Origin of the sequence: Nocardiopsis sp. NPDC057823 (assembly GCF_042797335.1) — a bacterium.
GTDB classification, from domain to species: Bacteria; Actinomycetota; Actinomycetes; order Streptosporangiales; family Streptosporangiaceae; genus Nocardiopsis; species Nocardiopsis changdeensis.
Genome location: NZ_JBHVLR010000004.1, coordinates 210,012 through 236,991, shown reverse-complemented (window position 1 = coordinate 236,991; position 26,980 = coordinate 210,012). Strand labels below are relative to the sequence as shown.

At 73.7% G+C, this 26,980-nt stretch carries 21 protein-coding genes; 19 read left to right on the top strand and 2 right to left on the bottom strand.

Annotated features, from left to right (window positions below):
• The first annotated feature begins 50 nt into the window (after nucleotides 1–50).
• Complete coding sequence (smc, locus tag ACFVNO_RS09750) at nucleotides 51–3,596, top strand: chromosome segregation protein SMC (protein WP_355258283.1); 3,546 nt, start codon at nucleotides 51–53, stop codon at nucleotides 3,594–3,596.
• A 60-nt stretch (nucleotides 3,597–3,656) separates the two neighbouring features.
• Here smc and ACFVNO_RS09745 read toward each other — a convergent pair whose 3' ends face one another.
• Nucleotides 3,657–6,281 (bottom strand): S8 family serine peptidase, encoded by a 2,625-nt coding sequence (locus ACFVNO_RS09745; RefSeq protein ID WP_378891125.1) that lies wholly within the window; start codon nucleotides 6,279–6,281, stop codon nucleotides 3,657–3,659.
• Between the two features lie 624 nt (nucleotides 6,282–6,905).
• On the opposite strand from ACFVNO_RS09745, the gene ACFVNO_RS09740 reads away from it, so the two are divergent.
• The 16 genes from ACFVNO_RS09740 to ACFVNO_RS09665 all read left to right on the top strand — a co-directional run bounded on the left by ACFVNO_RS09740 (nucleotide 6,906) and on the right by ACFVNO_RS09665 (nucleotide 23,305).
• Nucleotides 6,906–7,913: an ABC transporter substrate-binding protein gene (locus ACFVNO_RS09740; RefSeq protein WP_355258278.1), complete on the top strand. Its 1,008-nt coding sequence runs from the start codon at nucleotides 6,906–6,908 to the stop codon at nucleotides 7,911–7,913.
• Nucleotides 7,913–8,950 carry an iron ABC transporter permease gene (locus tag ACFVNO_RS09735; protein ID WP_355258275.1) on the top strand — a complete coding sequence of 346 codons (1,038 nt, stop codon included), beginning with the start codon at nucleotides 7,913–7,915 and terminating at the stop codon, nucleotides 8,948–8,950. Before ACFVNO_RS09740 ends, ACFVNO_RS09735 begins: the two co-directional genes overlap by 1 nt.
• A gap of 90 nt (nucleotides 8,951–9,040) precedes the next feature.
• The gene (gene ftsY / locus ACFVNO_RS09730; protein ID WP_220563099.1) at nucleotides 9,041–10,222 is read left to right on the top strand and encodes a signal recognition particle-docking protein FtsY; all 1,182 of its coding nucleotides are present in this window, start codon (nucleotides 9,041–9,043) and stop codon (nucleotides 10,220–10,222) included.
• 437 nt (nucleotides 10,223–10,659) lie between these two features.
• Nucleotides 10,660–11,985 (top strand): ammonium transporter, encoded by a 1,326-nt coding sequence (locus ACFVNO_RS09725; protein ID WP_355258271.1) that lies wholly within the window; start codon nucleotides 10,660–10,662, stop codon nucleotides 11,983–11,985.
• A gap of 379 nt (nucleotides 11,986–12,364) precedes the next feature.
• Nucleotides 12,365–13,570 (top strand): hypothetical protein, encoded by a 1,206-nt coding sequence (locus tag ACFVNO_RS09720; RefSeq protein ID WP_355258268.1) that lies wholly within the window; start codon nucleotides 12,365–12,367, stop codon nucleotides 13,568–13,570.
• Nucleotides 13,571–13,712: 142 nt separating this feature from the next.
• On the top strand, nucleotides 13,713–15,305 hold the full coding sequence (gene ffh, locus ACFVNO_RS09715) for a signal recognition particle protein (protein ID WP_378891118.1): 1,593 nt from the start codon (nucleotides 13,713–13,715) through the stop codon (nucleotides 15,303–15,305).
• A gap of 179 nt (nucleotides 15,306–15,484) precedes the next feature.
• On the top strand, nucleotides 15,485–15,928 hold the full coding sequence (gene rpsP, locus ACFVNO_RS09710) for a 30S ribosomal protein S16 (protein WP_220563095.1): 444 nt from the start codon (nucleotides 15,485–15,487) through the stop codon (nucleotides 15,926–15,928).
• A 1-nt stretch (nucleotide 15,929) separates the two neighbouring features.
• Nucleotides 15,930–16,172: an RNA-binding protein gene (locus tag ACFVNO_RS09705; RefSeq protein WP_220563094.1), complete on the top strand. Its 243-nt coding sequence runs from the start codon at nucleotides 15,930–15,932 to the stop codon at nucleotides 16,170–16,172.
• Nucleotides 16,173–16,330: 158 nt separating this feature from the next.
• Nucleotides 16,331–16,843, top strand: a complete 513-nt coding sequence (rimM, locus tag ACFVNO_RS09700; RefSeq protein ID WP_355258263.1) for a ribosome maturation factor RimM — start codon at nucleotides 16,331–16,333, stop codon at nucleotides 16,841–16,843.
• Nucleotides 16,844–16,853: 10 nt separating this feature from the next.
• Entirely contained in the window at nucleotides 16,854–17,627 is a 774-nt protein-coding gene (trmD, locus tag ACFVNO_RS09695) for a tRNA (guanosine(37)-N1)-methyltransferase TrmD (RefSeq protein WP_355258260.1), read from the top strand.
• 214 nt (nucleotides 17,628–17,841) lie between these two features.
• On the top strand, nucleotides 17,842–18,201 hold the full coding sequence (gene rplS / locus ACFVNO_RS09690) for a 50S ribosomal protein L19 (RefSeq protein ID WP_220563091.1): 360 nt from the start codon (nucleotides 17,842–17,844) through the stop codon (nucleotides 18,199–18,201).
• Between the two features lie 62 nt (nucleotides 18,202–18,263).
• Nucleotides 18,264–19,124, top strand: coding sequence for a signal peptidase I (gene lepB, locus ACFVNO_RS09685; protein WP_355258257.1), 861 nt, complete (start codon nucleotides 18,264–18,266; stop codon nucleotides 19,122–19,124).
• Between the two features lie 225 nt (nucleotides 19,125–19,349).
• Nucleotides 19,350–19,676: a DUF2469 domain-containing protein gene (locus ACFVNO_RS09680; protein ID WP_073379808.1), complete on the top strand. Its 327-nt coding sequence runs from the start codon at nucleotides 19,350–19,352 to the stop codon at nucleotides 19,674–19,676.
• A 79-nt stretch (nucleotides 19,677–19,755) separates the two neighbouring features.
• The gene (locus ACFVNO_RS09675; RefSeq protein ID WP_355258254.1) at nucleotides 19,756–20,121 is read left to right on the top strand and encodes a YraN family protein; all 366 of its coding nucleotides are present in this window, start codon (nucleotides 19,756–19,758) and stop codon (nucleotides 20,119–20,121) included.
• 427 nt (nucleotides 20,122–20,548) lie between these two features.
• A complete protein-coding gene (locus ACFVNO_RS09670; RefSeq protein WP_355258749.1) occupies nucleotides 20,549–22,072 on the top strand; it encodes a YifB family Mg chelatase-like AAA ATPase in 1,524 nt (507 codons plus the stop codon).
• Between the two features lie 96 nt (nucleotides 22,073–22,168).
• Nucleotides 22,169–23,305, top strand: a complete 1,137-nt coding sequence (locus tag ACFVNO_RS09665; protein ID WP_355258251.1) for a DNA-processing protein DprA — start codon at nucleotides 22,169–22,171, stop codon at nucleotides 23,303–23,305.
• Between the two features lie 2 nt (nucleotides 23,306–23,307).
• On the opposite strand, the gene ACFVNO_RS09660 is transcribed toward ACFVNO_RS09665, so the two are convergent.
• A complete protein-coding gene (locus ACFVNO_RS09660) occupies nucleotides 23,308–24,435 on the bottom strand; it encodes a helix-turn-helix domain-containing protein (protein ID WP_355258248.1) in 1,128 nt (375 codons plus the stop codon).
• Between the two features lie 362 nt (nucleotides 24,436–24,797).
• On the opposite strand from ACFVNO_RS09660, the gene ACFVNO_RS09655 reads away from it, so the two are divergent.
• Together ACFVNO_RS09655 and ACFVNO_RS09650 are read left to right on the top strand one after the other, a co-directional pair.
• The gene (locus ACFVNO_RS09655) at nucleotides 24,798–26,120 is read left to right on the top strand and encodes a flavin-containing monooxygenase (protein ID WP_378891107.1); all 1,323 of its coding nucleotides are present in this window, start codon (nucleotides 24,798–24,800) and stop codon (nucleotides 26,118–26,120) included.
• On the top strand, nucleotides 26,117–26,980 hold the full coding sequence (locus tag ACFVNO_RS09650) for an SDR family NAD(P)-dependent oxidoreductase (protein ID WP_355258242.1): 864 nt from the start codon (nucleotides 26,117–26,119) through the stop codon (nucleotides 26,978–26,980). Before ACFVNO_RS09655 ends, ACFVNO_RS09650 begins: the two co-directional genes overlap by 4 nt.

Here is a 26,980-nt window from a genome sequence, read left to right as displayed (position 1 = left end):
TCCCCGGAAAGCGCGGCGCGAACGCCCGGTGGCCACTGCGGGAGGTGTGGGTGTACCTGAAGAATCTGACGCTGCGCGGCTTCAAGTCGTTCGCGTCGGCCACCACCCTGCGCTTCGAACCGGGGATCACCTGTGTGGTGGGCCCCAACGGCTCGGGCAAGTCCAACGTCGTCGACGCCCTGTCCTGGGTGATGGGCGAGCAGGGCGCCAAGTCGCTGCGCGGCGGCAAGATGGAGGACGTCATCTTCGCGGGGACCTCCACCCGCCCCGCGCTGGGCCGCGCCGAGGTCAGCCTCACCATCGACAACACCGACGGCGCGCTGCCCATCGACTACACCGAGGTCACCATCAAGCGGACCATGTTCCGCAACGGCGGCTCGGAGTACGCGATCAACGGCGACACCTGCCGCCTCCTCGACATCCAGGACCTGCTCAGCGACTCCGGCATCGGCCGCGAGATGCACGTCATCGTCGGCCAGGGCCAGCTCGACACCGTCCTGCACGCCGGCCCCGAGGAGCGCCGCTCGCTGGTGGAGGAGGCCGCGGGCATCCTCAAGCACCGCAAGCGCAAAGAGAAGGCGATCCGCAAGCTCAACGCGATGCAGGGCAACCTGGACCGGGTCACCGACCTCACCGCCGAGCTGCGCCGCCAGCTCAAGCCGCTGGGCCGCCAGGCCGAGCTGGCCCGCCGGGCCGCCGTCATCCAGGCCGACCTGCGCGACTCCCGGCTGCGGCTGCTCGCCGACGACATCGTCACCCTCACCGAGCAGCTCGCCAAGGAGGAGGCCGACGAGAAGGACGTCCTGCGCCGCCGGGCGGCGGTGGAGGCCTCCCTCGCCCAGGCCCAGGAGCGCGAGTCCGAGCTGGAGGCCCAGGCCGCCGAGGCCGCCCCCGCCCTGGCCCGCGCCACCGAGACCTACCACGCGCTGTCCCGGCTCACCGAGCGGCTGGACGCCGTGCGCGGACTGGCCGCCGAGCGCTTCCGCAACCTCGCCTCCGTCGGCGACGAGCCCGCCCACCGGCGCGACCCCGCGGAACTGGAGATGGAGGCCGAGGAGGCCGCGGCCCAGGAGGAGGAGCTGCTGGCCCGGCTGGACGAGGCCCGCGAGGTCCTGGAGACCGCCGTCGCCGAGCGCAGCGCCGCCGAGGACGCCCTGTACCGCGAGGAGAAGCGCCTGGAGGCCGCGGGCCGGGCCGCCGCCGAGCGCCGCGAGCAGCTGGTCCGCCTGTCGGCGAGCGTGGAGGGGCTGCGCGGCCGCCTGGCCTCCGGCGAGGCCGAGATCACCCGGCTGGAGGAGGCCGCCGCCCAGGCCGCCGAACGCGCCGAGCAGGCCCAGGCCGAGTACGAGATGGCCGCCGAGGAGGCGGCGGGCCTCGACGAGGGCGACGCCGAGCTGGACGCCGCCCAGGAGGAGGCCGCCGCCGCGCTCGCCGCGGTCGAGTCCGAGCTGAACCGGCTGCGCGACGCCGAGCGCTCCGCCGAGGGCGAGCGGGCCGCGCTGGCCGCCCGCAAGGAGGCCCTCGAACTGGGGCTGGCCGGCAGGGACGGCGCCGCCGCCCTGCTCGGCTCCGACCTGCCCGGACTGCTCGGCTCGCTGGCGTCCCTGGTCCAGGTGGAGCCCGGCCGGGAGGCCGCGGTGGCCGCCGCTCTGGGCGCGGCCGCCGGCGCCGTCGCGGTCGCCGACCCCGACGCCGCCGTCGCCGCCCTCGAACTCCTGCGCGCCGAGGACGCGGGCCGGGCCGGGATCGTCATCGCCGGGGCCGTGCCCGCCGTGCCGCGCGCCGACTGGCCCCAGCCCCCGCCCGGGGTCCGCTACGCGGTGGACGCGGTCACCGCCCCCGAGCACCTGGCCGGGCCGGTCACCGCGCTGCTGGACCGGGTGCTGCTCGCCGCCGACCTGGCCGCCGCCCGCGACCTGGTCGCCAAGCTGCCCGCGGTGCGGGCCGTCACCCCCGACGGCGACGTGCTGGCCGGGGCGCTGGCCCACGGCGGCTCGGCCGCCGCGCCCAGCCTGCTGGAGGTCCAGGCCGCCGTCGACGAGGCCGCCGCCAAGCTGGAGACCGCCACCGCGGCCGCGGCCGCCGCGGCCGAGGAGCTGGACGCCGCCAAGGCCGAGCGGGCCGAGCTGTCCGCCCGGGTCCAGGAGCTGACGGCCCGCCGCCGCCAGGGCGAGCGCAAGCGCAACGAGACCGCCCAGCGCCTGGGCAAGCTCGGCGGTCAGGCCCGCTCCGCCGAGGCCGAGTCCGCGAGGTACGCCGCCGCGGCGGCCAAGGCGGCCGCCGCCCGCGCGGAGGACGTCGAGAAGCTGGCCCGGCTGGAGGAGCGGCACGCCGAGGCCGAGGAGATGGCCGCCTCCCTGGAGGAGGAGGCCCCCGACCCGGAGGTGCGCGACGAGCTGTCCGCGCAGGCCTCGCGCGCCCGCGCCGCCGAGATGGAGCGCCGCCTGGCGGTGCGCACCGCCGAGGAGCGCGCCCGCGCCGTCGCGGGCCGCGCCGAGCAGCTGCTCGCCCAGGCCGCCGAGGAGCGGCGGGCCGCCGAGCGCGCGGCACAGCGCCGCGCCCTGCGCGGGGCGCAGGCCACCCTCGCCGAGGCCGTCGCCGAGGGCGCCCGCCTGGCCCTGGAGCGCATCGCCGCCTCGCTGGCCGCCGCCGAGTCCGAGCGGTCCGCCGCCGAGGCGGGCAAGGAGGCCCGCGACGCCGAGCTGCGCACCGTGCGCGCCCGCGTCCGCGAGCTGTCCGTCGACCTGGAGAAGCTCACCGGTTCGGCGCACAGCGGCGAGATGGCCCGCGCCGAGCGCCGCCTGCGCCTGGAGCAGCTGGAGACCAAGGCGATGGAGGAGATGGGCGTGGACGTGCCCACCCTCGTCGCCGAGTACGGTCCGACCGTCCCGGTGCCGCCGCCCGCCGAGGCGGGCGAGGACGGCGTCCCGGTGCCGTACGTGCGCGAGGTCCAGCTCAAGCGGGCCAAGGCGGCCGAGCGCCAGCTCAACCAGCTGGGCAAGATCAACCCGCTGGCGCTGGAGGAGTTCGCCGCTCTGGAGGAGCGGCACGCCTTCCTCAACGCCCAGCTGGAGGACCTCAAGAAGACCCGGCGCGACCTCATGGACATCGTCCAGGAGGTGGACGCCCGGGTGCAGGAGGTGTTCGCCTCCGCCTACCTGGACGTGGAGCGCGAGTTCTCGGCGATCTTCGGCCGGCTGTTCCCGGGCGGTGAGGGGCGGCTGCTGCTCACCGACCCCGACGACATGCTCACCACCGGCATCGAGGTGGAGGCCCGTCCGCCCGGCAAGAAGGTCAAGCGGCTGTCGCTGCTGTCGGGCGGCGAGCGCTCGCTGACCGCGGTGGCGTTCCTGGCGGCGATCTTCAAGGCCCGCCCGTCGCCGTTCTACGTGATGGACGAGGTCGAGGCGGCCCTGGACGACACCAACCTCCAGCGGCTGCTGGTGATCTTCGAGGAGCTGCGGGAGTCCTCCCAGCTCATCGTCATCACCCACCAGAAGCGCACCATGGAGGCGGCCGACGCGCTGTACGGCGTCACCATGCAGGGCGACGGCATCTCCCAGGTCATCAGCCAGAAGATCGAGCGCTCCGCCTGACCCGGGAAGGGGAGCGGCCGCCCCCTCCTGGAGAGGGGACGGCCGCGGACCGGGGAGGGGTCAGCCCCGGTCGATGGTGATGACCGGGGAGGTCCAGGTCTCCCAGTGGTCGGGGTTCCCGGCGTCGCCGAGCGCCTTGAGGGCGCGCAGCTCCAGCCGGTACTCGCCGTTCCTCACGTCCTTGACGCGGCCGTGCGCGTCGACGTAGGTGCCGTCCCACACGTAGCTGTGGAACGAGGTCGGCGTGGCGTTGCGGCCGACGTGGTCGACCGACACCGCGATGTTGTTGCGCGGGTGGATCGGGCGGCCGGTCCGCTCGTCGATGACCACCAGCTCCAGCCTGGAGACGTGGTGGTCCAGGTGCGCGATGACGTAGGGGGCGTCGGGCAGGCCGTCCACCCACTCCAGGGTGTAGGTCTCGCCGTCGGGGCGGTTCTCGAACGAGCCGCCGTCGGCGCACTCCAGGCCGGAGAACGCGGCGCACTCGGTGATCCGGGTCAGCCAGGGCAGCCCGTACTCGGTCGGGGTGACCGCGGTGATCTCCTGGTAGTCCCCGTTGTAGGCGGCGTAGGGGACCCGGAAGGTCTCCCCGCCGACCTGGGACACCACCACGTAGCCGCCGTAGACCATCTGCTCGTAGTCGCGGGCGGGCGGGGTGACGGTGACCCGGACGTCCACGGAGTCGCCCGCGGCGACGGTCACCTTGTCGGAGTCGAACGCCACGTCGGCGGAGCCGTCGTTGAAGCTCGGCGCGAAGGTGTCGCCGTGGGTGCCCAGCGCGCTCTCGTGGGAGAGCTCGTACACGGCCTCCTCGTCACCGTCGTTGGTGATGGTGACGGTCTCCGTGGCCGGCCCCTCGGTCGCGCCCAGGGACAGCTTGCCCGGGGTGACCGTGGAGGCGGCCAGCACCGAGCCGGGGATGTCGAGCATGCCCGCGCCCTGGCGGTGGACGTTGTCCAGGAGGCCGAGGCCGGGGTTGCCCCACCAGGCCCGGGGGTCGGCGCTGTTCTGGAGGACGGTGCGCACCTCGTGCGCGTCCAGGTCGGGGCGGGCCTGGAGGAGCAGGGCCACGCCGCCGGCCACGTGCGGCGACGACATCGAGGTGCCGCTGATGGTGGCGTAGCCGCCCTTGGCCATCGGGTAGGTCGAGTTGATCAGGCCGCCGGGGGCGCCGATGTCCGGCTTGACGGAGAGGTCCGCGGCCAGGCCGTAGGAGCTGAAGGAGCTGATCAGGCCGCCGGTCGGGTTGGGGACGGTGGAGGTCTGCTCGGTCCACTCCAGGGTGACGGGCTCGCCGCCCTCCAGCAGTTCCAGCAGGTGGGCGCCGGAGGTGTCGGAGACGCCGACGGAGAAGGCGTCGCCCGCCGCGACGCCGCCGCCGGCGAACAGGCCGGGCACGTTGTTGTAGATGACGACGCCGGTGGCGCCGGCCGCCACGGCCGCGTCGTACTTCTCGGCGAAGGTGCACCCGCCGCGGATGACGAGCGCCGTCCGCCCGGTCATGTCGCCGACCTCGTCGCCGAGAGCGGTACAGGCCCGGCCGGCCTCGGCGAGCGGGTCGGTGGTGCCCGAGGTGGGCGGCACCGGGGCGTCGTCCATCTCCATGTAGGGGACGGGCTCGCCGCCGGGCCGCGCGAGGGCGGTGGCGGTCCGCACGTGGGTGTTGTCGAAGGACGCGACGCCGATGACGTTCTCGCCCAGGCCGGGCGCGCCCGCAGAGTACAGGCCGGTGGCGCCCTCGTTGCCGATGGAGGCGACGACGACCATGCCCTCGTCGACCAGGTTGTCGGCGGCGGTGGCGGTCGGGTACTGCGGCCAGGAGTGGGAGGAGCCGATGCTCATGTTGAGCACGTCCATGTCGTCGGCCAGCGCCTGCTCCATGGCCGCGATCATGATGTCGGAGGTGGTGGAGCCGGAGCAGCCGAACACCTTGTAGGCGCCGAACTCGACGTCGGGGGCCACACCGGTGACCTCGCCCTCGGCGCCGACGATGCCCGCGACGTGGGTGCCGTGGCCGTTGCAGTCCTGGGGGTCCGCGTCGGGCACCGGGACGGCGGCCGGGTCCTGGGCGTTGAAGTCGTCGCCGACGAAGTCGTGACCGGTGACCACGCGGTCGTTGGGGAAGCCGCCGCCGCCCAGGTCGGGGTGGGTGTAGTCGACGCCGGTGTCCATGATGGCGACCCGGACGCCCTCGCCCCTGAGGCCGAGCTCGTTCTGGGCGATGTCGGCGCCGGTCATGGGGAGGGCGGTGTCGAGGTCGGGGACGCTCTCGTCCACCTCGGGGATCCGGTAGGTGACGACGGGGTAGATGGCCCGGACGCCGGGGATCTCGCGCGCGGTGCTCACCTGCGCGTCGTCCATCTCGACGGAGAAGCCGTTCCACAGGTCGCTGAAGGAGTGGCGTTCGTCGTACTCCAGGCCGAACGCCTCGGCCTCGGTGCGGAACTCGTCCTGCTCGGCGTCGACCTTCGACTCGGAGGTGCCCTGGGTGGTGGGCGGGCTCTCCAGCTCGATGAACCACAGGCCGTTCGCCTGGTGGACCAGTTCGCCGTCGCCGGGGGCGGGAACGGGGTGCAGGGGCGCGAGTTCCGAGATCTCGTCGGCTCCCGCCGGGGCGGCGGAGACGAGGCCCGCCAGCAGGGTCAGCCCGGCGAGTGACGCCAGGTGTTTACGGTGGGGTGCCACCTTGTCAACACATCCCTTCTCTGCGCGCGCCTCGGGACGCCGGGGGAATGGTGGCGGGACAGCCCGTGGGGGTACGGGGTACACGGTTGGGGCTATACACCGCGTCAAGTCCTTACTCGGTTAAATGGCGCGCATAGCAACGAGATCATTGCTGTGTGCCATCTCCGTGTCAATGTTCACCAAGACTCAATATGGCCACACAGAGGATGAAAACGCTCCCAAGTGACGTGTGTTTCGCAAGGTGAGAAAGCGGATGAAGTTCACTTTTGTGTAGATTCCGGAGTCCTGAATTGTGGTACCGGGTTCCTTTTCCGCCCTCGTCCGCCGCGAACGCCGGGCCGGACGCGGTGTCGCCCCGGCCGGTGCCCGCCGGGTGCCGGCCAGTACAGTGGTGGGGCCGATCCGCCCCGCACACGGGCGACCGGCCGGTGTCGACAAAGCGAAGTCCGGTACCGCGGCCCCCACGGCCGCCCAACCCGGCGCTGCCCCGCAACCGTGAAGCCCCGCCCCGGCGGGGACGAGCCGGGTCGCCTGACCGACACCGCACGCCACCGTCCTCGTGGGAGGGACAGGGCCGTCCTCCGCCATGGCCGCTCCCCTTCCCCCGGTTCCCCAAGGAGCACCGTGCGGATCGCACACCGACTTCCCGCCGTCCTGCTGGGCGCGACGCTCGCCCTCACCGCCTGCGGCGGCCAGGGCGAGGAGCCCGAGCCCGCCGAGTCCGCCGAGCCGGGCACCGACACCGCCGCCGCGACCTGCGCGCCGCCCGCGGCCGACCCGGACCGCCCCGGCGTCGGAGACGGCACCTTCCCGGTCACCCTCACCGACGCCACCGGCGAGGTCACCCTGGAGGCCGCCCCCGAGCGGATCGTCTCCCTCTCCCCGAGCCACACCGAGATGCTCTTCGCCATCGGCGCGGGCGACCTGGTGGAGGCGGCCGACGAGTACTCCAACCACCCGCCCGAGGCGCCCACCACCGACCTGAGCGGGTTCACCCCCAGCGTGGAGGCCGTCACCGAGTACGACCCCGACCTGGTCGTCATGTCCGACAGCACCGCCGAGGTCGCCGAGCAGCTCGGCGAGGTGGACATCCCCACCCTGGTCCTGCCGGCCGCCGCCACCCTGGAGGACACCTACGCCCAGATCCGCCTGCTGGGCGACGCCACCGGCCACAGCGAGGACGCGGACGCGGAGGCGACCCGGGTCGAGACCGAGTTCGCCGAGGTCGTCGAAGAGGTCTGCGCCGAGGCGGGCGACAGCGGCCTGACCTTCTACCAGGAGCTGGACGAGACCCCCTTCGCCGCCACCTCCGAGACCTTCGTCGGCCAGGTCTACTCCTCGTTCGGCCTGGTCAACATCGCCGACGCGGCCGACGACGGCACCGCCGGGGGCTACCCGCAGCTTTCGCAGGAGTACATCGTCGAGGAGAACCCCGACCTGATCTTCCTGTCCTACGGCGACGAGGCCGCCGTCGGGGCCGTGGCCGAGCGCCCCGCCTTCGACACCGTCACCGCCGTCCAGAACGACGCCGTCTACCTGCTCGACGCCGACATCGCCTCCCGCTGGGGGCCGCGCGTGGTCGACTTCGCCCGGCTCGTCGGCGACGCCGTCCTCGAGAACGCGGACAAGTAGTGCCCCGGGGCGTTGTCGGTGTCCCCCTCGGCTGGGGCGCGGGCGGCCTGGTCCTGTTGGCCGCGGCCGTCCTCTTCGGGGTCTCCGCGGGAGCGGCCTCCCTGTCCGCGTCCGACATCGTCCTGCACCTGCTGAGCCTCCTGCCGCTCGACGTGGAGTCACCGCTCACCGAGCGGCAGGCGGCCCTGCTGGTCGAACTCCGGCTGCCCCGGGTGGTCATGGGCGCCGTGGTCGGAGCCCTGCTGGCCACCGCGGGCGCCGCCTACCAGGGCGTCTTCCGCAACCCGCTGGCCGACCCCTACCTGCTGGGGGCCGCCGCCGGGGCCGGGCTGGGCGCCACCGCGGTCATCGTCTTCGGCGCCCAGATCAGCGACGACCCCCGGGCCCTGGTGCCGGTGGCCGCCTTCGCCGGGGCCCTGGCCGGGGTCGCCGCCGCCTACCTGCTCGGCACCACCGCGGGCGGGGGCGGCACCGCCGCGCTCGTCCTGGCGGGGGTGGCGGTGTCCTCGTTCCTGTCGGCCGTCCAGACGTTCGTACAGCAGATGGGCACCGACCAGCTCCAGCGCATCTACGCCTGGCTGCTGGGCGGACTGGGCCGGGGCGGCTGGGACGACGTGCGCCTGATCGCCCCCTACGCGGTGACCGGGATGCTCGTCCTGCTGGTGTGCGGCCACCTGCTGGACATGCTCGCGCTGGGCGACGACAAGGCCGTCAGCCTGGGGCTGGACCCGGCCGTGGTGCGGATCACCGTGATCTCCGCCGCCTCCCTGGCCACCGCCGCGGCGGTGTCGGTGAGCGGTCTCATCGGGTTCGTCGGCATCGTGGTGCCGCACATCGTGCGCCGGCTGGTGGGGTCGAGCTACCGGGCCGTCCTGCCGGTGACCATGATCGTCGGCGCGGCCTTCCTGGTCGCCGTCGACATCGTCGCGCGCACCGTCGCGGCACCGGCCGAGCTGCCGATCGGGGTGGTCACCGCGTTCCTGGGGGCGCCGTTCTTCGTGCTGATCCTGCGCACCACACGCCACCGCTCCGTCTGAACGGGCCCGTGCCCGGTCACCGGTTCGTTCCCGGCACGCCACCACGGTGTGATGCGAATGCGTCGAACACTCTGGGAGACTGGGCGGGCTATGGAAATCTACTTGTACGCAGGTCTTGCCATCGTCCTCGTGCTCGCGGCCGTCGGCGGATTCTTCCTGGTCAGGACCCGGCGTTCGGTCGCGCCGGGCGAGGAGGAGACCGCTCCCGAGGTCACCCGCGAGCCCCAGCCGACCACCCCGGAGGACCGGGAGAAGGACGGCGGGGCCGACCTCCTCCCGCCCGCCCAGGCACCTCCGGCGGGCGCGACCGCGGCCCCCGCGCCGCCCGCCGAACCCGAGCTGGAGACGCCCCCGCCCTCGGCCGGACGCATGGTCCGGCTGCGCGCCCGGCTCGCCCGCTCGCAGAGCGCCCTGGGCCAGGGGCTGCTCAACCTCTTGTCCTCCTCCTCCCTCGACGAGGACGCCTGGGAGGAGATCGAGGACACCCTCATCACCGCCGACATCGGCGTCACCTCGGCCACGCAGATCGTGGAGAACCTGCGCACCAAGGTCAAGGTGCTGGGGACCCGCGACCGCGACGAGGTCCGCGCCCTGCTCCGCGAGGAGCTGCTCGCCCAGATCCGCACCGACGCCGACCGGGCGGTGCACACCGCGCCGCACGGCGACCGCCCCGCGGTCATCATGGTCGTCGGCGTCAACGGCACCGGGAAGACCACCACCACGGGCAAGCTGGCCCGGGTTCTGGTGGGCGACGGCCGCTCGGTCGTCCTGGGCGCCGCCGACACCTTCCGCGCCGCCGCCAGCGAGCAGCTCCAGACCTGGGGGTCGCGGGTGGGCGCCCCGGTCGTGCGCAAGGAGGAGGGCGCCGACCCGGCCAGCGTGGCCTTCGACGCGGTGGCGCGCGGCATCGAGGACGGCGCCGACACCGTCATCATCGACACCGCCGGGCGCCTGCACACCAAGACGGGCCTGATGGACGAGCTCGGCAAGGTCAAGCGCGTGGTGGAGAAGAAGTCCCAGGTGGACGAGGTGCTGCTGGTGCTGGACGCCACCACCGGCCAGAACGGCCTGCGCCAGGCGCGGGTGTTCGCCGAGGTGGTCAACGTGACCGGCATCGCGCTCACCAAGCTGGACGGCACCGCCAAGGGCGGCATCATCGTGCAGGTCCAGCGGGAGCTGGGCGTGCCGGTCAAGCTGGTCGGCCTGGGCGAGGGCCCCGACGACCTGGCGCCGTTCGACCCCGAGGTGTTCGTGGACGCCATCCTCGGCTGAGCGCGGACCCCTCCACGGCGGCCGGCCGCCCCGACACGGGGTGGCCGGCCGCCGGCGTCTCCGGGGGAGTCGCGCGAACCTCCTGTGACCCACGTCATGCAATTGAAATACCGGTGTTACACGGCGGGGTGACTTCCTGGCAATGACTCCGTTATCGCCGCGAGATGTGACGCTGCGTTGCGCGAACATCGCCCAGAGTCGATGTGAGGGTGGTCGCCCTGCGCCGGTGCACGTGCATCGGCCGCATGCGGGGGGTTCGTTCACGGGGCGTTAACACGACTGGCTGTCCTTTTACGCCCGTGCAACACGTGGGGCGCCACCGAGAAACACCCCGGTCGGACAGTTGCCTGCGTGGTGTTCTGCATCGGGCCCGATGATGCGCTCGCTGACTGCCGCCCTCACAGACAATCCCCCGTCCGTCCTATGGAGGCGACGTAATGATTGACACCGGCACGACAGCCTGGTTGTTGACCAGTGCCGCGCTCGTGATGCTCATGACACCGGGCCTGGCCTTCTTCTACGGAGGCATGTCGCGGGCCAAGAGCGTCCTGAACATGATGCTGATGAGCTTCGCCAGCATCGCCATCGTGAGCATGCTCTGGGTCCTGATCGGCCACTCGCTGACCTACTCCGAGGGTTTCGGGCCCCTGCAGGCGTTCATCGGCGGCTTCGACTACGTCGGCCTCACCAGCCTGATCGGCGAGAACTCGGGTGAGGGCCCCGGTTCCTACCCGCTGCTGGTCGACGCCGGATTCCAGATGATGTTCGCCATCATCACCGTCGCCCTGATCAGCGGTGCCATCGCCGACCGCGCCAAGTTCGGCGCCTGGCTGCTGTTCGTCCCGGTGTGGGCCCTGCTGGTCTACTTCCCCGTCGCCCACTGGGTCTGGGGCGAGGGCTGGATCGAGAGCATGACCATCGGCGGCTACAACGTCATCGACTTCGCCGGCGGCACCGCGGTCCACATCAACGCCGGCGCCGCGGCCCTGGCGCTGACCTTCGTGCTCGGCCGCCGCAAGGGCTTCGGCTCCGAGTCGATGCGCCCGCACAACCTGCCGTTCGTCCTGCTGGGCACCGCGCTCCTGTGGTTCGGCTGGTTCGGCTTCAACGCCGGCTCCGCCTACGTCGCCGACGGCACCGCCGCCCTGGCCCTGGTCAACACCCAGGTCGCGACCGCCGCCGCCACCGCCGCGTGGATGCTCGTCGAGCGCATCCGCTACGGCAAGGTCAGCGCCCTGGGCTTCGCGTCCGGCGCCGTCGCCGGCCTGGTCGCCATCACCCCGGCCGCCGCCAACCTCACCCCGGTCGGCGCGATCATCCTCGGCCTCGTCTCCGGCGGCGTCTGCGCCTACGCCATCAGCTGGAAGTTCAAGTTCAAGTACGACGACGCCCTGGACGTGGTCGGCATCCACATGGTCGGCGGCATCATCGGCTGCCTGGCCCTGGGCTTCCTGGCCGCCGACGTCACGGGCGGCTCCGCCGGCCTCTTCTACGGGGGCGGTGTCGGCCTCCTCGCCGTGCAGGCCGTCTCCGTGGTCGGCGTCATGCTCTACTCCTTCGTCATCACCTTCGTCATCGGCAAGGTCATCGACCTCATCATCGGGTTCCGCATCCCCGAGGAGGTCGAGACCAACGGGCTCGACCACGAGCTCCACGCCGAGTCGGCCTACGCCTTCGACGAACTCGACGAGCTGGAGGCGGAAGCGGTCTCCTCGCCGACGCCTCCGGGCGGGGAGACGGCCTCATCGCAGGTCAAGGCCTAGTCTTCAACGTTGAGGCCGGAGGTCTTGCGCCGCTGAAGCGGTGAGGTGACCCAGGGGCCGGCGGGGAGCGATCCCCGCCGGCCCCGTCGTCGTCCACGGAACCACCGCCGACGCGGCATATGGGGGCATTCGTACCGGATGTTGGCCGTGTTCTGTGCTGTGGTTCGATACCCTGGCGGGGCGGCGCGGTCGGGGCGCCGGACGCCGCCGAGGCCGGTCGTACGGCCGGATCGCGCGAAGCGCCCATGCCGACCCGAACCCGGGGGCGCGCGGGCGCATCCCAGGGGGCGAACAGGTCGAGGGGGTGCACCCCGGCCGGACTCCCGGAAGAAACCACGCTGATTCGTACGTGCCCCGCACAGCGGGGTCAGGAGGCAAGATGGCGCCGGTCATTCACAACAGGCTTCGCAGGGGCGGGCGCACCGTGCTCGCCGCGGCGGGTGCGACGGTCGTGCTCGGCCTGGCCGGATGCTCCATCGACCTGAGCAACCTGCGCCCCGGCGGCGGCGAGGAGGAGCCCAGCCCCGAGCCCGCCGAGCCGGTGGCCGCCGCGCCCCTGGTGGAGCAGGCGCTGACCGACCTCGCCGGGTACCAGGGCCTGGTCGCCACCGGCCAGGTCGCCGAGAGCGTGGGCGCCGACGTGCGCGACGCCTCGCTCACCGTCGCCGACGGCGGCGCCGCCAACGGCACCATCCGCTCCGGCAGCATCGAGGCCGACCTCATCAGCGCCGACGGGCGGATCTTCATCCGGGCGCTGGAGGACTTCTGGCTCGACCAGGGCGTCTTCGCGCCCGACTTCGACGAGTTCGGCGGCAACTGGGTGCGGGCCTCCGGCGCGCAGGCCGGGATCGACCCCAGCGCCGTGCTCGCCCCGCCGGTCCTCGCCGAGATCCTGGGCGGCATCGAGCTGGAGTCGGACGAGGCCGTCGAGGAGAACCTGGACGGCACCCTCACCCACCGCATCGACCTGGCGGGCGAGCGCAACCAGATGTGGATCGACGCCGAGAGCGGCCAGATCAAGCGCATCGCCATCGAGGAGCTCGTGGCGCCGGAGGCCGAGAGCGGTCCCCAGGTCCGCCTGGACCTGGCCGAGGCCGACACCGCCGCCGTCGAGGAGCTCTACGACGGGGTCATCGCCGCCACCACGGACGAGCTCGGCTCCTCGCGCGACGCGCGCATCGAGGTCGGCTGGGAGGGCCAGGCCGAGATGACCTGCGAGGACGGCCCCAACTGCACCTGGTCGGGCACCGTCCGCGACGCCGCCGGGACCGGCAGCGGGACGGTCGCCGTCCGCATGGACGTGACCTTCAGCAACTCCGAGATCGGCGAGCAGACCTGCGACGACAGCGGGAACCTGGAGGCGGGCGGCACGCTGGACCTGTCGTGCAGCGCCGACTACAACATCGTCAGCCAGACCCAGCAGACGTACACGATCGACGGCAACGCCACCCTGAGCACCCGGGGCCTGCCCGGAAGCCAGCAGGAGAGCATGCTGGAGGCCCTGAACGAGCAGCGCGAGGCCACGCTGTCCGGCGGCGGAGAGCCCGCGGACGAGGAGAGCGAGGAGGACGGGGGCGGCAACTGACACGCTCCGCGTCCGGGTGGAGGAGGGGCCGGGGTTTCCCGGCCCCTCCTCCCCGTTCCGGGCCCCCGACGGGTTTCCGCCGGTGTGACGAGGTCCGGGTAGGCTTAGAGACCAATTCCGAGACGAAGGACTGGCCACACTCGTGTTCGAGACGCTTTCCGACCGGCTGACATCGGTCTTCTCCTCGCTGCGGGGCAAGGGGCGCCTGTCCGAGGAGGACATCAACGCGACCGCGCGGGAGATCCGTCTCGCGCTGCTGGAGGCGGACGTCGCCCTGCCCGTGGTCCGTGATTTCATCGCGCGGATCAAGGAGCGCTCCCGGGGCGAGGAGGTCTCCAAGGCCCTCAACCCGGCCCAGCAGGTCATCAAGATCGTCAACGAGGAGCTCATCGAGGTCCTCGGCGGCGAGACCCGGCAGATCCGCTACGCCAAGAACCCGCCCACCGTCATCATGCTGGCGGGCCTCCAGGGCGCCGGTAAGACCACCCTGGCGGGCAAGCTCGCCAAGTGGCTGGCCGCGCAGCGCAACACGCCGCTGCTGGTCGCCGCCGACCTCCAGCGTCCCAACGCGGTCACCCAGCTCCAGGTCGTCGGCGAGCGCGCCGGCGCCCCCGTCTTCGCGCCCGAGCCCGGCAACGGCGTGGGCGACCCGGTCGAGGTCGCGCGCGGTTCCATCGAGTTCGCGCGGCGCAACAACCACAACATCGTCATCATCGACACCGCCGGCCGCCTCGGTGTGGACACCGAGATGATGCAGCAGGCCGCGGACATCCGCGACGTCGTGTCGCCGGACGAGATCATCTTCGTCGTCGACGCGATGATCGGCCAGGACGCCGTCAACACCGCCCAGGCCTTCCTGGACGGGGTCGGCTACGACGCGGTCGCCCTCACCAAGCTCGACGGCGACGCGCGCGGCGGTGCCGCGCTGTCGATCCGGCACATCACCGGCCGTCCCATCATGTTCGCCTCCACCGGCGAGAAGCTGGACGACTTCGACCTGTTCCACCCGGACCGGATGGCCTCGCGCATCCTGGACATGGGTGACGTGCTCACGCTCATCGAGCAGGCGCAGCGCACGTTCGACGAGGCCGAGGTCCAGAAGATGGCCTCGACGATGGCGTCGGACGAGGACTTCACGCTGGACGACTTCCTCCAGCAGATGATGATGGTCCGCAAGCTCGGCCCCATCGGCAACCTGCTCGGCATGATGCCCGGCATGGGCCAGATGCGCGAGCAGATCGACAACATCGACGACAAGGCCCTGGACCGCCTCCAGGCGATCATCCAGTCGATGACGCCCGGCGAGCGGGCCAACCCCAAGATGATCAACGGCTCGCGCCGGCTGCGCATCGCCAACGGTTCGGGCACGCAGGTCGGCGACGTCAACAACCTGGTCACCCGGTTCTTCGAGGCGCAGAAGGTCATGCGCAAGATGAAGAACGGCGGCATGCCCGGGATCCCCGGCATGCCCGGCATGGGCGGTGGCGGCGGGGCCCGCAAGAAGGCCAAGGCCCAGCAGAAGAAGAAGGGCAAGCAGCGCAGCGGCAACCCGATGAAGGCCCGCCAGCAGGAGCTGGAGCGCCAGCAGCGCCGCAAGGAGCAGCAGGAGAACGCCCAGCCGCAGCTGCCGCCGGGGCTCGGCGGCGGCAAGCAGCCGCAGCTGCCCCCCGCGTTCGGCGGCGGCGGAATGCCGAACATGCCCGACCTGTCGGGGTTCAAGCTGCCTGAGAAGTAGGCCACGCCGCGGGGCTGTCCAAGGAACCCGCGGGTGTCTGGCACAATGAGTAGTCGACTAACGGTGGCGGGCCGGCCCTCTAACTAGCCCGCCGCCCACGTCTGTTCCGGTGGGCTCCACAACCCCACGTGGCCGCCCCGCCGGGCGCCTCAACCGTTAATCGGGAGAAGACCACTCCAGTGGCTGTCAAACTGAAGCTCAAGCGTATGGGCAAGATCCGTACGCCCCAGTACCGCATCGTCGTCGCCGACGCCCGCACCAAGCGTGACGGCAAGGCGATCGAGGAGATCGGCAAGTACCACCCCAAGGAGCACCCGAGCCTCATCGAGGTCGACTCCGAGCGGGTCCAGTACTGGCTCGGCGTGGGCGCCCAGCCCTCCGACGCGGTCAAGGTCCTCCTGCGCAAGACCGGTGACTGGCAGAAGTTCAAGGGCCTGGCCGCGCCGGCTCCGCTGAAGGTCGCCGAGGCCAAGGACCCGGAGGCCAAGGAGGCCGCCTTCCAGGCCGCCCTGAAGGAGCTCGTGCTCCCGGGCGCCGAGAAGAAGACCGCCGCCCCGAAGAAGAAGGCGGAGAAGCCCGCCGCCGAGACCGCTGAGGCCGAGAAGTCCGAGGGCGAGGCCTGACGTGCTGGAAGAGGCGCTTGAGCACCTCGTGAAGGGGATCGTTGCGAACGCCGACGATGTCCAGGTGCGGGTCAAACGACTCCGCAAGGGCAAAGTCCTGGAGGTCCGGGTGCACCCCGACGACCTCGGCAAGGTGATCGGCCGTAACGGACGCACCGCCAAGGCCCTGCGCACCGTCATCGGTGCGCTGGCCGGCGGCCGCTACGTCCGCGTCGATCTGCTGGACCTGAACGAAGTGCGCTGACGCGCCTTGCGGGGGCGCCGATCTCGGTCGGCGCCCCCGCAGCCGTGCCCGGGGCCACACGGCCCCGGGCACGGTCTTTTCCCCGCCGTTCCCGGCACCCGAGTTTCCCCTTGTTCCCCGACTACCCCGCGCGAGGGCGGGAGGGAGGACGGAGTCCCATGCGTCTGGTGGTCGGCCGTATCGGCCGCGCCCACGGCATCCGCGGCGACGTCGCCATCGACGTGCGCACCGACACCCCCGAGGAGCGGTTCTTCGTCGGCTCCGTCCTGGAGACCGACCGGCCCGGAGGCGGTCCGCTGACCGTCGGGGCGGTGCGCGTGCACAGCGGCCGCCTGCTGGTGCGCTTCAAGGGCGTCGCCGACCGCACCGCCGCCGAGGAGCTGCGCGGGACCACCCTGCTCATCGACTCCGAGGACCTGGGGCCCACCGGCGACCCCGACGAGTTCCACGACCACGAGCTCATCGGCCTGACCGCCGTGACGACCGACGGCGAGGAGGTCGGGACGGTGGACGACGTGCTCCACAATGCCCAGGACGTCCTGGTCCTGGCCGCCCCCGGCGGCCGCGAGGTGCTCGTCCCGTTCGTCGCGGAGCTGGTCCCCGAGGTGGACGTGCCCGGCGGCCGGATCGTCCTGGACCCGCCCCCGGGGCTGCTCGACCTCGCCGACTGAAGGGCGCACCGTGCGCATCGACATCATCAGCATCTTCCCCGACTACTTCGCGCCGCTGGAGCTGTCCCTCATCGGCAGGGCGCGCGCCTCCGGGCTGCTCGACGTGCACGTCCACGACCTGCGCTCGTGGACCCACGACCGCCACAACACCGTGGACGACACCCCCTACGGCGGCGGCCCCGGCATGGTGATGAAGCCCGAGCCGTGGGGCGAGGCGCTGGACGCCGTGGTCGGCGACGCGCCCGCCCGGCTCATCCTGCCCACCCCCAGCGGCCGCCCCTTCCGGCAGGCCGACGCCGAGAGGCTGGCGGGGGAGGGGCACCTCGTGTTCGGCTGCGGCCGCTACGAGGGCATCGACTCCCGGGTCGCCCAGGACGCCGCGGAGCGGATGCCCGTCGAGGAGATCAGCATCGGCGACTACGTGCTCAACGGCGGGGAGTCGGCGACCCTGGTCATGGTCGAGGCGATCACCCGGCTGCTGCCCGGGGTGCTGGGCAACCGGGAGTCCGCGGTGCAGGACTCGTTCGCCTCCGGGGGCATGGAGAACCTGGTCGAGGGCCCGGTGTACACCAAGCCCGCCGAATGGCGCGGCCGCGGGGTGCCGCCGGTCCTGCTGTCGGGCAACCACGGCGCGGTCGACCGCTGGCGGCGCGACGAGGCGCTGCGCAAGACCGCGCGCAACCGCCCCGACCTGGTGGCCGCCATCCCCGCGGAGTCCCTGGACCGGCGGGACCGGGAGGTCCTGGCCGAGGAGGCCGGGGAGGGTGTACCCGAGACCACCTGACCAGGTGGTTCGGTGCGCCGCACGGGATGTGGCAAACTGGGTGGGTTCCCCCCTGGTGATCCTCAGGCATCCGCATGCCGGCGGCACGACGTCGGCCTCTGTGTCGGTCACCCGGGCGGTTCGACAGTCAGACCCTTACGGGCCATCGCCCGCGCACCCCCGCACGCCCGGAGCGGGCGGGGTGGGGCGCGGAGCGCTATCGATGAGGATTCAGATGCACACCGCCATTCAGGAGCTGGAGAAGGCCCAGCTGCGTTCCGACGTCCCGGAGTTCCGCCCCGGTGACACCCTCAACGTTCACGTGCGCGTGACCGAGGGCAACCGTACCCGTGTCCAGGTCTTCAAGGGCGTTGTCATCCGCCGCCAGGGCTCCGGCAGCCGCGAGACCTTCACCATCCGCAAGGTGAGCTACGGCGTCGGCGTGGAGCGGACCTTCCCGATCCACACCCCGGCGATCGAGAAGTACGAGGTCGCGGCCCGTGGCCGTGTCCGCCGCGCCAAGCTGTACTACCTGCGCGACCTGCGCGGCAAGGCCGCCCGCATCCGCGAGCGCCGCGAGCCCGCCGGTCAGTAGTCGCCTGGTTCCTCTCCGGAGTCGCCCCCGCGGTTTTCCCGCGAGGTATAAGCTTCGGCTCGATGAGTACAGACGACAGGGACCTCGGCGCGGACGGGGTTCAGGACGAGGATTCCGCCCGGCCCGGCCCTGAGGAGCACGGCTCCCCACTGGCTCCCGAGTCCGATCAGGACTCGGGAGCCAGTGCTGTCTCCGAAGCCGAGGATGCCGACGCGGAGGAGAAGGCGGACGAGTCGATGAGCAAGGAGAAGCAGGGGTCGTTCTGGAAGGAACTGCCCATCCTCATCGTGATCGCCCTGGTACTGGCGTTCGTGATCAGGACCTGGGTGATGCAGGCCTTCTACATCCCCTCCGGGTCGATGGAGAACACCCTGCAGGTCGGCGACCGCGTGCTCGTCAACAAGGTCGTCTACGAGATCCGGGACATCCGGCGCGGCGAGGTCGTGGTCTTCGACGGCGACGGGTCGTGGGACGACCCCAACACCGTGGTGATCCCCGAGCCGACCAACCCGGTCTCGCGCGGCTTCACCTGGGTGCAGCAGCAGCTGGGCGCGGCGCCCACCGGCAAGGAGTACATCAAGCGGGTCATCGGCCTGCCCGGCGACGTGGTGCAGTGCTGCGACGAGCAGCAGCGGGTCACGGTCAACGGCGTCGCCCTGGACGAGGAGGAGTACCTCTACCCGGGCAGCCTGACCTCGCACGAGGAGTTCGGGCCGGTCACGGTGCCCGAGGGGCACGTGTGGGTGATGGGCGACCACCGGGCGATCTCCTCCGACTCCCGGCGCAACCAGGGCAACCCCGGGGGCGGGGCGGTGCCCATCGACCACGTGGTCGGGCGGGCGTTCGTGATCATCTGGCCCTTCGACCAGGCCGGCGGCCTGGGGATCCCCGAGACCTTCGCGCGGCTCGACGACGACGCCTGACGGGCGGCCGGAGGGCCGGCCGGCGGGATCGGTCCGAGGAAATCCTCTCGTCCGGGCACGAAAGTCCGTTCCGTGACGCATGATGGATCCCAGACCGTGTGGGTCTCGCGTGGAACGTCCCAGGGCCTTCCCCCGTTGGGAACAGAGCGAAGGCCGACAACGAGTGGATGACAGGGAGGAACCGGACACCCCGGCCGGAGACTGCAGACGAAAGCGAGCACGTGGATGAGTTCTGAGGACCTGGAGAAGTACGAGGCCGAGATGGAGCTCCAGCTCTATCGCGAGTACCGGGACGTCGTGGGGCTGTTCGGCTACGTCGTGGAGACCGAGCGGCGGTTCTACCTGACCAACCACGTCGACCTGCAGCCGCGTTCCACCGAGAACGGGGAGATGTACTTCGAGGTCGTGATGGAGGACGCCTGGGTCTGGGACATGTACCGGCCCGCCAGGTTCGTCCGCAACGTCCGCGTCGTGACGTTCAAGGACGTCAACGTCGAGGAGATCACCAAGGCCGACATCGAGCTGCCGCCCGCGGAGGGCGGCAGGGACTGACGCCGGTTATCCACAGAAGAGAACCGACCCTGGCGGGACGCCGCCCGATCACCGACCGTGGTAACGGGAGGTGGTCGACGTGGACGTGTACGCCGCGTACCGGAGGGACCTGGGCGGCCTCGGTGAGGACCTGGCCGCCGCGTTCCTGGAACGATCCGGGATACGGGTGGTGGACCGCAACTGGCGGTGCCCCGCCGGGGAGATCGACATCGTGGCGCGGGACGGCCCCGTGCTGGTCGTCGCCGAGGTCAAGACCCGCACCCGGCTGCTGCACGGACACCCGGTGGAGGCCATCGGCCGGAGCAAGCGCGGACGGCTGCGCCGCCTGGGCCGGGCCTGGGCCCGCGCCCGCCGGGTGCCCGGGCGCCCCCTGCGCGTCGACGGCCTGGGCGTCCTGCTCACCGGCGGCCGCGTGTACGTCTCCCACGAGCGGGGCCTGTCATGACCGCCCCGCGGGAGCCCGCCCGCCCCTCACCGTGGCGTGTCCCCCCGGACCCCCGCCCGGCGCCCGCCGCCTTTGATGGGCGGCCTGGAGGCCGTAGCCCTCGCCCTGTGCGGTGGCCCTGGAGGGCGGGGCCCCGCCTTTCCGGCGATGCCCATCCGTGGCCTGGTGCCGCCTTCGGCGGGTGGCCTGGAGGCCGTAGCCCTCGCCTTGTGCGGTGCCGGGGTGCCTTCGGTCTTTCCGTCGTGATTCCCGCTCGCCTGTCGCCCCCTGCCGTCTACGGGCGGCCCCACGGGCACGGGTCCTTCCCGCGGACCGCTCCAGCGGAGCCCGCCGTTCCCCGGTGGTACGGGAGGGCGGGCGGAGGGCAGGTGCCACAGCCGCCTGAGGGCGCACCCCCTCCCGGGCGACCCGTGCGGGGGGTGCGATGATCACGCTCGCCCGGACCCACTGCGTCGCGCTGCTGGGGGTGGAGGGACACGTCGTCGAGATCGAGGTGCACCTGGGCGGCGGCGACCCCGGCGTCACTCTGGTGGGCCTGCCCGACGCGGCGCTGCGCGAGGCCCGCGACCGGATCCGCGCGGCCCTGGCCAACAGCGGCGAGGCCTGGCCCAGCGGCCAGATCACCATCAGCCTGTCCCCGGCCAGCCTGCCCAAGGCGGGCAGCATGTTCGACCTCGCCATCGCCGCCGCCGTCCTGGCCGCCGAGGGGGCGGTGCCGCCGGACCCGCTGGCGGGCACGGTCCTCATCGCGGAGCTGGGGCTGGACGGCCGGGCCCGCCCGGTGCGCGGGGTGCTGCCCGCGGTCATCGCCGCCCGCGAGCGCGGCCACGACCGCTTCGTGGTCGCCCGGGGCAACGCCGCCGAGGCGGCCCTGGTCCCCGACATCGAGGTGGTCGCGGTCGACTCCCTGGAGGAGCTGTGCCGCTGGGCGCGGGAGGGCCTGCTCCCCGAGGCGCGGCCGCCCGACCCGGCGCCGCGGCCGCGCCGCCCCGCCGACACCGAGCCCGACCTGGCGGACGTGCTGGGCCAGCCGGTGGCCCGGCGGGCGGTGGAGATCGCCGCCGCGGGCGGGCACAACCTGATGATGCTCGGCCCGCCCGGCACCGGGAAGAGCCTGCTGGCCGAGCGGCTGCCCACGGTGCTGCCCCGGCTGGACCCGGCGGCGGCGCTGGAGGCCACCGCCATCCACTCGGTCGCCGGCCTGCTGCCAGCCGGGTCCCCGCTGGTCACGGTGCCGCCCTTCGCCGCACCGCACCACACCTCCACCCGGTCGGCCATCATCGGCGGCGGCAGCGGCCACCCCGCCCCGGGGTGGGTGTCCAAGGCGCACCGCGGGGTGCTCTTCGTGGACGAGGCTCCGCAGTTCGGACGGGGCGTGCTGGACTCGCTGCGCGAGCCGCTGGAGCGCGGCGAGGTGGTGCTGGCCCGGGCCTCCTCCACGGTCGTGTTCCCCGCCCGGTTCCAGCTGGTGATGGCGGCCAACCCCTGCCCCTGCGCCAAGCCGGGCGCCCTGTGCGACTGCCCCGCCGGGGAGCGGCGCCGCTACTTCTCCCGGATCTCCGGGCCGCTGCTGGACAGGATCGACCTCAAGGTCGAGCTGCCCCAGGTGGGCCGGGCCGAACTGCTCGCGGACCGGGCCTTCGCCGAGTCCTCGGCGGTGGTGGGCGCCCGGGTGCTCGCGGCCCGCGGGCGGGCGGCCGCCCGCCTGGAGCGGACCCCGTGGACCGCCAACGCCCAGGTGCCCGGCGCCCACCTGCGCCGGGAGTTCCCCGTGGAGCCCGGCGCGCTGCGCATCCTCGGGACGGCCATGGACCAGGGCCGGATCAGCGCGCGCGGGGTGGACCGCACCCTGCGCGTCGCCTGGACGCTGGCGGACCTGGCGGACCGCGACCGCCCCGGGGAGGAGGAGGTGGCCTATGCCTTCGCGCTGTGGTCCGGCCGCGCCTGGTGACGCCGGGACCGGGCCGTGGGGCCCACCGGGCGGGCGGCGGCGGGGGAGTGCGGCCCGGGGCGGGCCGCGGTGACGGGCGAGGCGAGGAGCGGTGCGGTGGACGAGGACGAGGTGCGGGCCCTGGCGGCGCTGACGACGGTGGCCCCGCCCGGGGACCCGTGGCTGGGGGCGGTGCTCGCCGAACACGGGGCGGCGCGGGTGTGGGCGGACCTGGTGGCCGGGGCGCCGCCGCCGAGCGGGCCCGCGGACGGGGAGGCGGTCGTGGACCGGGACCGGGTGGCGCTGCGCTGGCGGCGCTGGCACGCGCAGGCCCGCGGAGTGGACGTCGACGCCCTGCTGGCGGCCTCGGCCGCGGCCGGGGTCAGGTTCGTGGCGCCGGGGGACCCCGAGTGGCCCGGCAGGCTGGAGGCGCTGGACGCCCCCGGCGGCCGCCGCTCGCACGGACTGTGGGTGCGCGGCCGCGGCGACCTGCGCAACCTGTGCCTGCGCTCGGTGGCGATCGTCGGCTCCCGGGCGGCCACCCCCTACGGCGGGCACGTCGCCGCCGAACTCGCCTACGACCTGGCCGAGCGCTCCGTCGTGGTGGTGTCCGGCGGGGCCTACGGCATCGACGGCGCCGCGCACCGGGCCGCCCACGCGGCGGGCGCCACCGTGGTCGTGCTCGCCTGCGGGCCGGACGTGGACTACCCGCGCGGCCACGCGGGGATGTTCACCGACATCGCCCGCACCGGGGTCCTGGTGAGCGAGCGCCCCGTCGGCCTGCGCCCGCGGGCCAAGGACTTCCTGGTCCGCAACCGGCTCATCGCCGCGCTCACCCCCGGCACCGTGGTGGTCGAGGCCGGGCTGCGCAGCGGGGCGCTCAACACCGCCGCGCACGCCGCGGAGCTGCACCGGGTGCTCATGGCCGTCCCCGGCCCGGTCACCTCGGCGATGTCCGCGGGCTGCCACCTGCTGCTGCGCGACCGGCAGGCGGCCTGCGTCACGAGCGCCGAGGACGTGCTCGACCAGATCGGGCCCCTGGGCGGGGTCCCGCCCGGCCCGGTGCGGGTCACCGCCGAGCTGGCGCCCGAGAGCGCCCGGGTGCTGGCCGCGGTCCCCCGCGGCGGGGGCGGGCCCGCGGTCATCGCCCGGGCCTGCGGCCGGGACCTGGAGTCCACCATGCGGGCGCTGGGACTGCTGGCCGCCGCCGGGCTCGTGGAGCGCTGCCCCGCGGGGTGGCGGCCCGTCCGGTGAGGTCACTCGGCGGCGAGCAGCCAGGTCCGGCACAGCCACCAGGCGTCCACCGCGCCCAGCGGCGTGTACGGGTCCGTTCCGGTGGCCTCCGCGAAGCGCTGGAGCCGGTTGCGCACGGTGTTCGGGTGCACGAACAGGGCCTCGGCGGTCCTCGCCACGTCGCGGTCGCACTCGAACCAGGCGCGCACGGCCCGGGCCACGGGCAGCGCGTTCGCCCCGAGCGCACGGCGGGCCGGAGCGTGGTGCCGCGCCAGCACTCCGGCCAGGTCGTCGCGCTCCACCACGGCGGCCAGCGCGGCCAGGCCGGCGATGTGCACCACCCCCGTGCGGCCCGCGGCCTCGGCCGCCGCCAGCGCCGACGCGGCCAGGCGCCGCAGCTTGGACACGTGCTCCGGCTGCCCGGGCCCGGCCAGGCCCGCCGGCCCCGGCAGGGCGTCCGGGGCGGGGGAGCGGGCCAGCACCGCCACGAAGAGCCCGTCCACCTCGGCCGCCAGGACCGGGGCCGGGCCGCGCAGGTCCCGCTCCCAGCGGGCGGCGCTGCCCACCGGCTCCCCGGAGCGGGCCGCCACCACCCACAGCTCCGGGGGCAGGCCCGCTTCGGCGGCGGCCAGCGTCGCCGCCGATCCGCCCTCCAGCAGGCGCAGCAGCAGGGCGGTGTCCCGGGCGGTGGCGGACCGCTCCCGGTCGGCCAGGGTCTCGCGGTGGGCGGTGATCAGGCGGCCGCGCACCGCCTCGGCCCAGTCCTCGTACAGCTCGCGCATGTCGAGCAGCCGCTCGGCGCCCACCCCGTGGGCCCGGGCGATCTCCCGGACGTGCGCCCAGATCCCGCGTTCGGCGACATGGATCGCGGACAGCACCGCCTCCACCGGGACGCCCTGGAGGGCCCGGGTCACCCCGAGCTCCTGGACGAAGCCCAGCTCGGCCTCGGTGGGCCCGCGCCGGGCCGCCACCGCCCGGGTCGCGGCCAGCAGCAGCGCCCGGGTGTGCGCGCTCATGTCGCCCGGGGTGAGCGCGGCCACCTCGCGCACCGAGCCGCGGACACCGGCCACGGTCGCCGCCAGCAGCCGGTCGTCGGCCACCACCTGTTCGATGACGGCGACCACGCCGTCCCAGTCCCCCCGCGGATCCATCAGCGCCTCCTCGTGCGTCCCGCCGGATTGTGGCGGAGCACAACCCCGCCGGGCAAGGGTGTGTCCGTGACCATGTCCTTCGGGCAGGGGGACGCTTACGATTGGTCCCGCGCACAAGCCCGGCATCCGGGCGGCCGGTGTGCGGCGGCGGCCCCCTCTCCCCGAACAGGGCCGCGTCCCGGAAGCCGCGCCCTCCCCGAGCACACCGGCCCACGGCCGCCCCGCCGGCGCCGGTCCCCGCCCCGGGCCCGGCGCCGACGGGGCGGGAACACCCCCGAGTACCGCGGCGCCCGCCGAACCGGGAAGGGCCCGGCGGGCGCCGCCCCCACGAAAGGCCACCCATAAGCCGCCCACGCGTCGCCGTGATCGGAGCCGGGGCGGCGGGTCTGGCCGCCGCCAAGGCCCTGCTGGACCGCGGCCTGGAACCGGTGGTCCACGAACGCGGCGACCGCCCCGGCGGGCTGTGGGTGCGCACGGCCCCCGGCTCCCCGGCCTACGCCTCCCTGCACCTCAACACCAGCCGGGGGCGCACCGGGTTCGCCGCCCGCCCCATGCCGCGGACGTGGCCCGACTACCCGTCGGCGGACCTCGTGGCCGGATATCTCGCCGACTACGCCGACGCCTTCGGGGTGACCGGGCACATCCGGTTCGGCACCGACGTCACCTCGGTGGAGCGCACGGAGGACGGCCGCTGGGAGGTGGCCGCCGGCCGGGACACCGCCCGCTACGACGCCGTCGTCGTCGCCAACGGGCACAACAGCGACCCCCGCATGCCCGCCGCGGCCTACCCGGGCGACTTCTCAGGCGTCCACATGCACGCCCGCGACTACAGCGACCCCGAACCGTTCCGGGGCCGCCGGGTCCTGGTCGTCGGCACCGGCAACTCCGCCATGGACATCGCCGTCGACGCCTCCCACGTCGCCCGCGGGCCCGTCCTGCTGTCGGCCCGCCGCGGCGTCCACATCGTGCCCAAGTACCTGTTCGGGCGGCCCTCCGACGCGACCGGCGGGGCCCTGGCCGTGCTGCCCTGGCGTATCCGCCAGGCCGTCGCCCAGATCCTGCTGCGGCTGGCCGTGGGCCGCCCCCAGGACTACGGGCTGCCCGCCCCCTCCGGCGGACTGCTCCAGAACCACCCCACGGTCAGCGACACCGTCCTGAGCCGCCTCACCCACGGCGAGATCGCCGTCCGGCCGGGGATCGCGCGCTTCGAGGGCGACCGGGCGGTGTTCGCCGACGGGAGCGGCGACACCGTCGACACCGTCGTCTGGGCCACCGGCTACCGCGTCACCCTCCCCTTCCTCGGCGAGCGCTGGACCGGCCCCGACCCCGAGCGCCTGCCCCTGTACAAGCGGGTGTTCCACCTGGACGACCCGAGCCTGGCGTTCGTCGGCCTCATGCAGTCCACCGGCGCCGCCCTGCCCGTCGTGGAGGCCCAGGGCGAGCTCGTGGCCGCCCACCTGGCGGGGGAGTACGCCCTGCCCGACCCGGCCGCGCAGCGCCGGGCCGTCGCCCGCGACCTGCGTGCCGCCACCGCCCGCTGGGGCGACAGGCGCCCCATGATGCGGGTGGACTTCGACCACTACGTCGCCGACCTGCCCCGCGAGCGCGCCGCCGGGGCCAGGCGCCTGGCCGCCCGCCCCGAACGCGCCTTCGCGCCCGCCCGCCCCCAGGAGAGCCCCCGATGAGCCGACCCCTGCGCGACCTGCTGTCCGGCGGCCGCCGCGACCCCCGCGGCCTGCGCGTCCTGGTCACCGGGGCCTCGGGCACCTTCGGCCGGGCCCTGTGCACGAGGCTGAGCGACGCGGGCGCGCGGGTCGTCGGGCTGGACGCCCGCCCCCGCGAAGACGACCCCGTCGAGGTCCTCGCCTGCGACCTCACCGACGACGCCGCGGTGCCCGCGGCCGTCGCCGGGGCGCTGTCCCGGCTGGGCGGGCTCGACCTGCTGGTCAACAACGCCGGGATCGGCGGGCCCGCGCCGGCCGAGCTGCCCCCGGGCGCCGAGGTCCGCCGCCAGCTGGACGTCAACCTGCTCGGCGCCTGGCGGGTCGGCGCCGCCTGCGTGGACGCCCTCGTCGACTCCCGGGGCCGGGTGGTCATGGTGTCCTCGCGCATGGCCGTCATGCAGCTGCCCCTGGCCGCCGCCTACGGGGCCTCCAAACGCGCGCTCGTCGCCTACGCCGACGCCCTGCGCCTGGAGCTGGCCCCGCACGTGACCGTCACCTGCGTCTACCCGTCGATGGTGCGCAGTCCCATCCACGACTCGACCGCCCGGGCGGGGCTGTCCCTGGAGGGGATGAGCACCTACGAGAGCCTGGACGGCGTCGTGGACACCGTGCTGCTGGCGGGGCTGTCGCGCCGCCCCCGCCGCGACCTGCCGACCACCCGCCGGGGCGCGGTCGAGTTCTTCCTGGCCCGGCACCTCCCGGCGGTCACCGACCGGATCGTCGCCCGCGCCCTGGCCGCCCGGGTCCGCTCCGGGGCCCTCGACGGGGCCGAACCCGCCCGCGGCGTGGTCCGGCGCACCGCTCCGCCGGAGGCGCGCTGA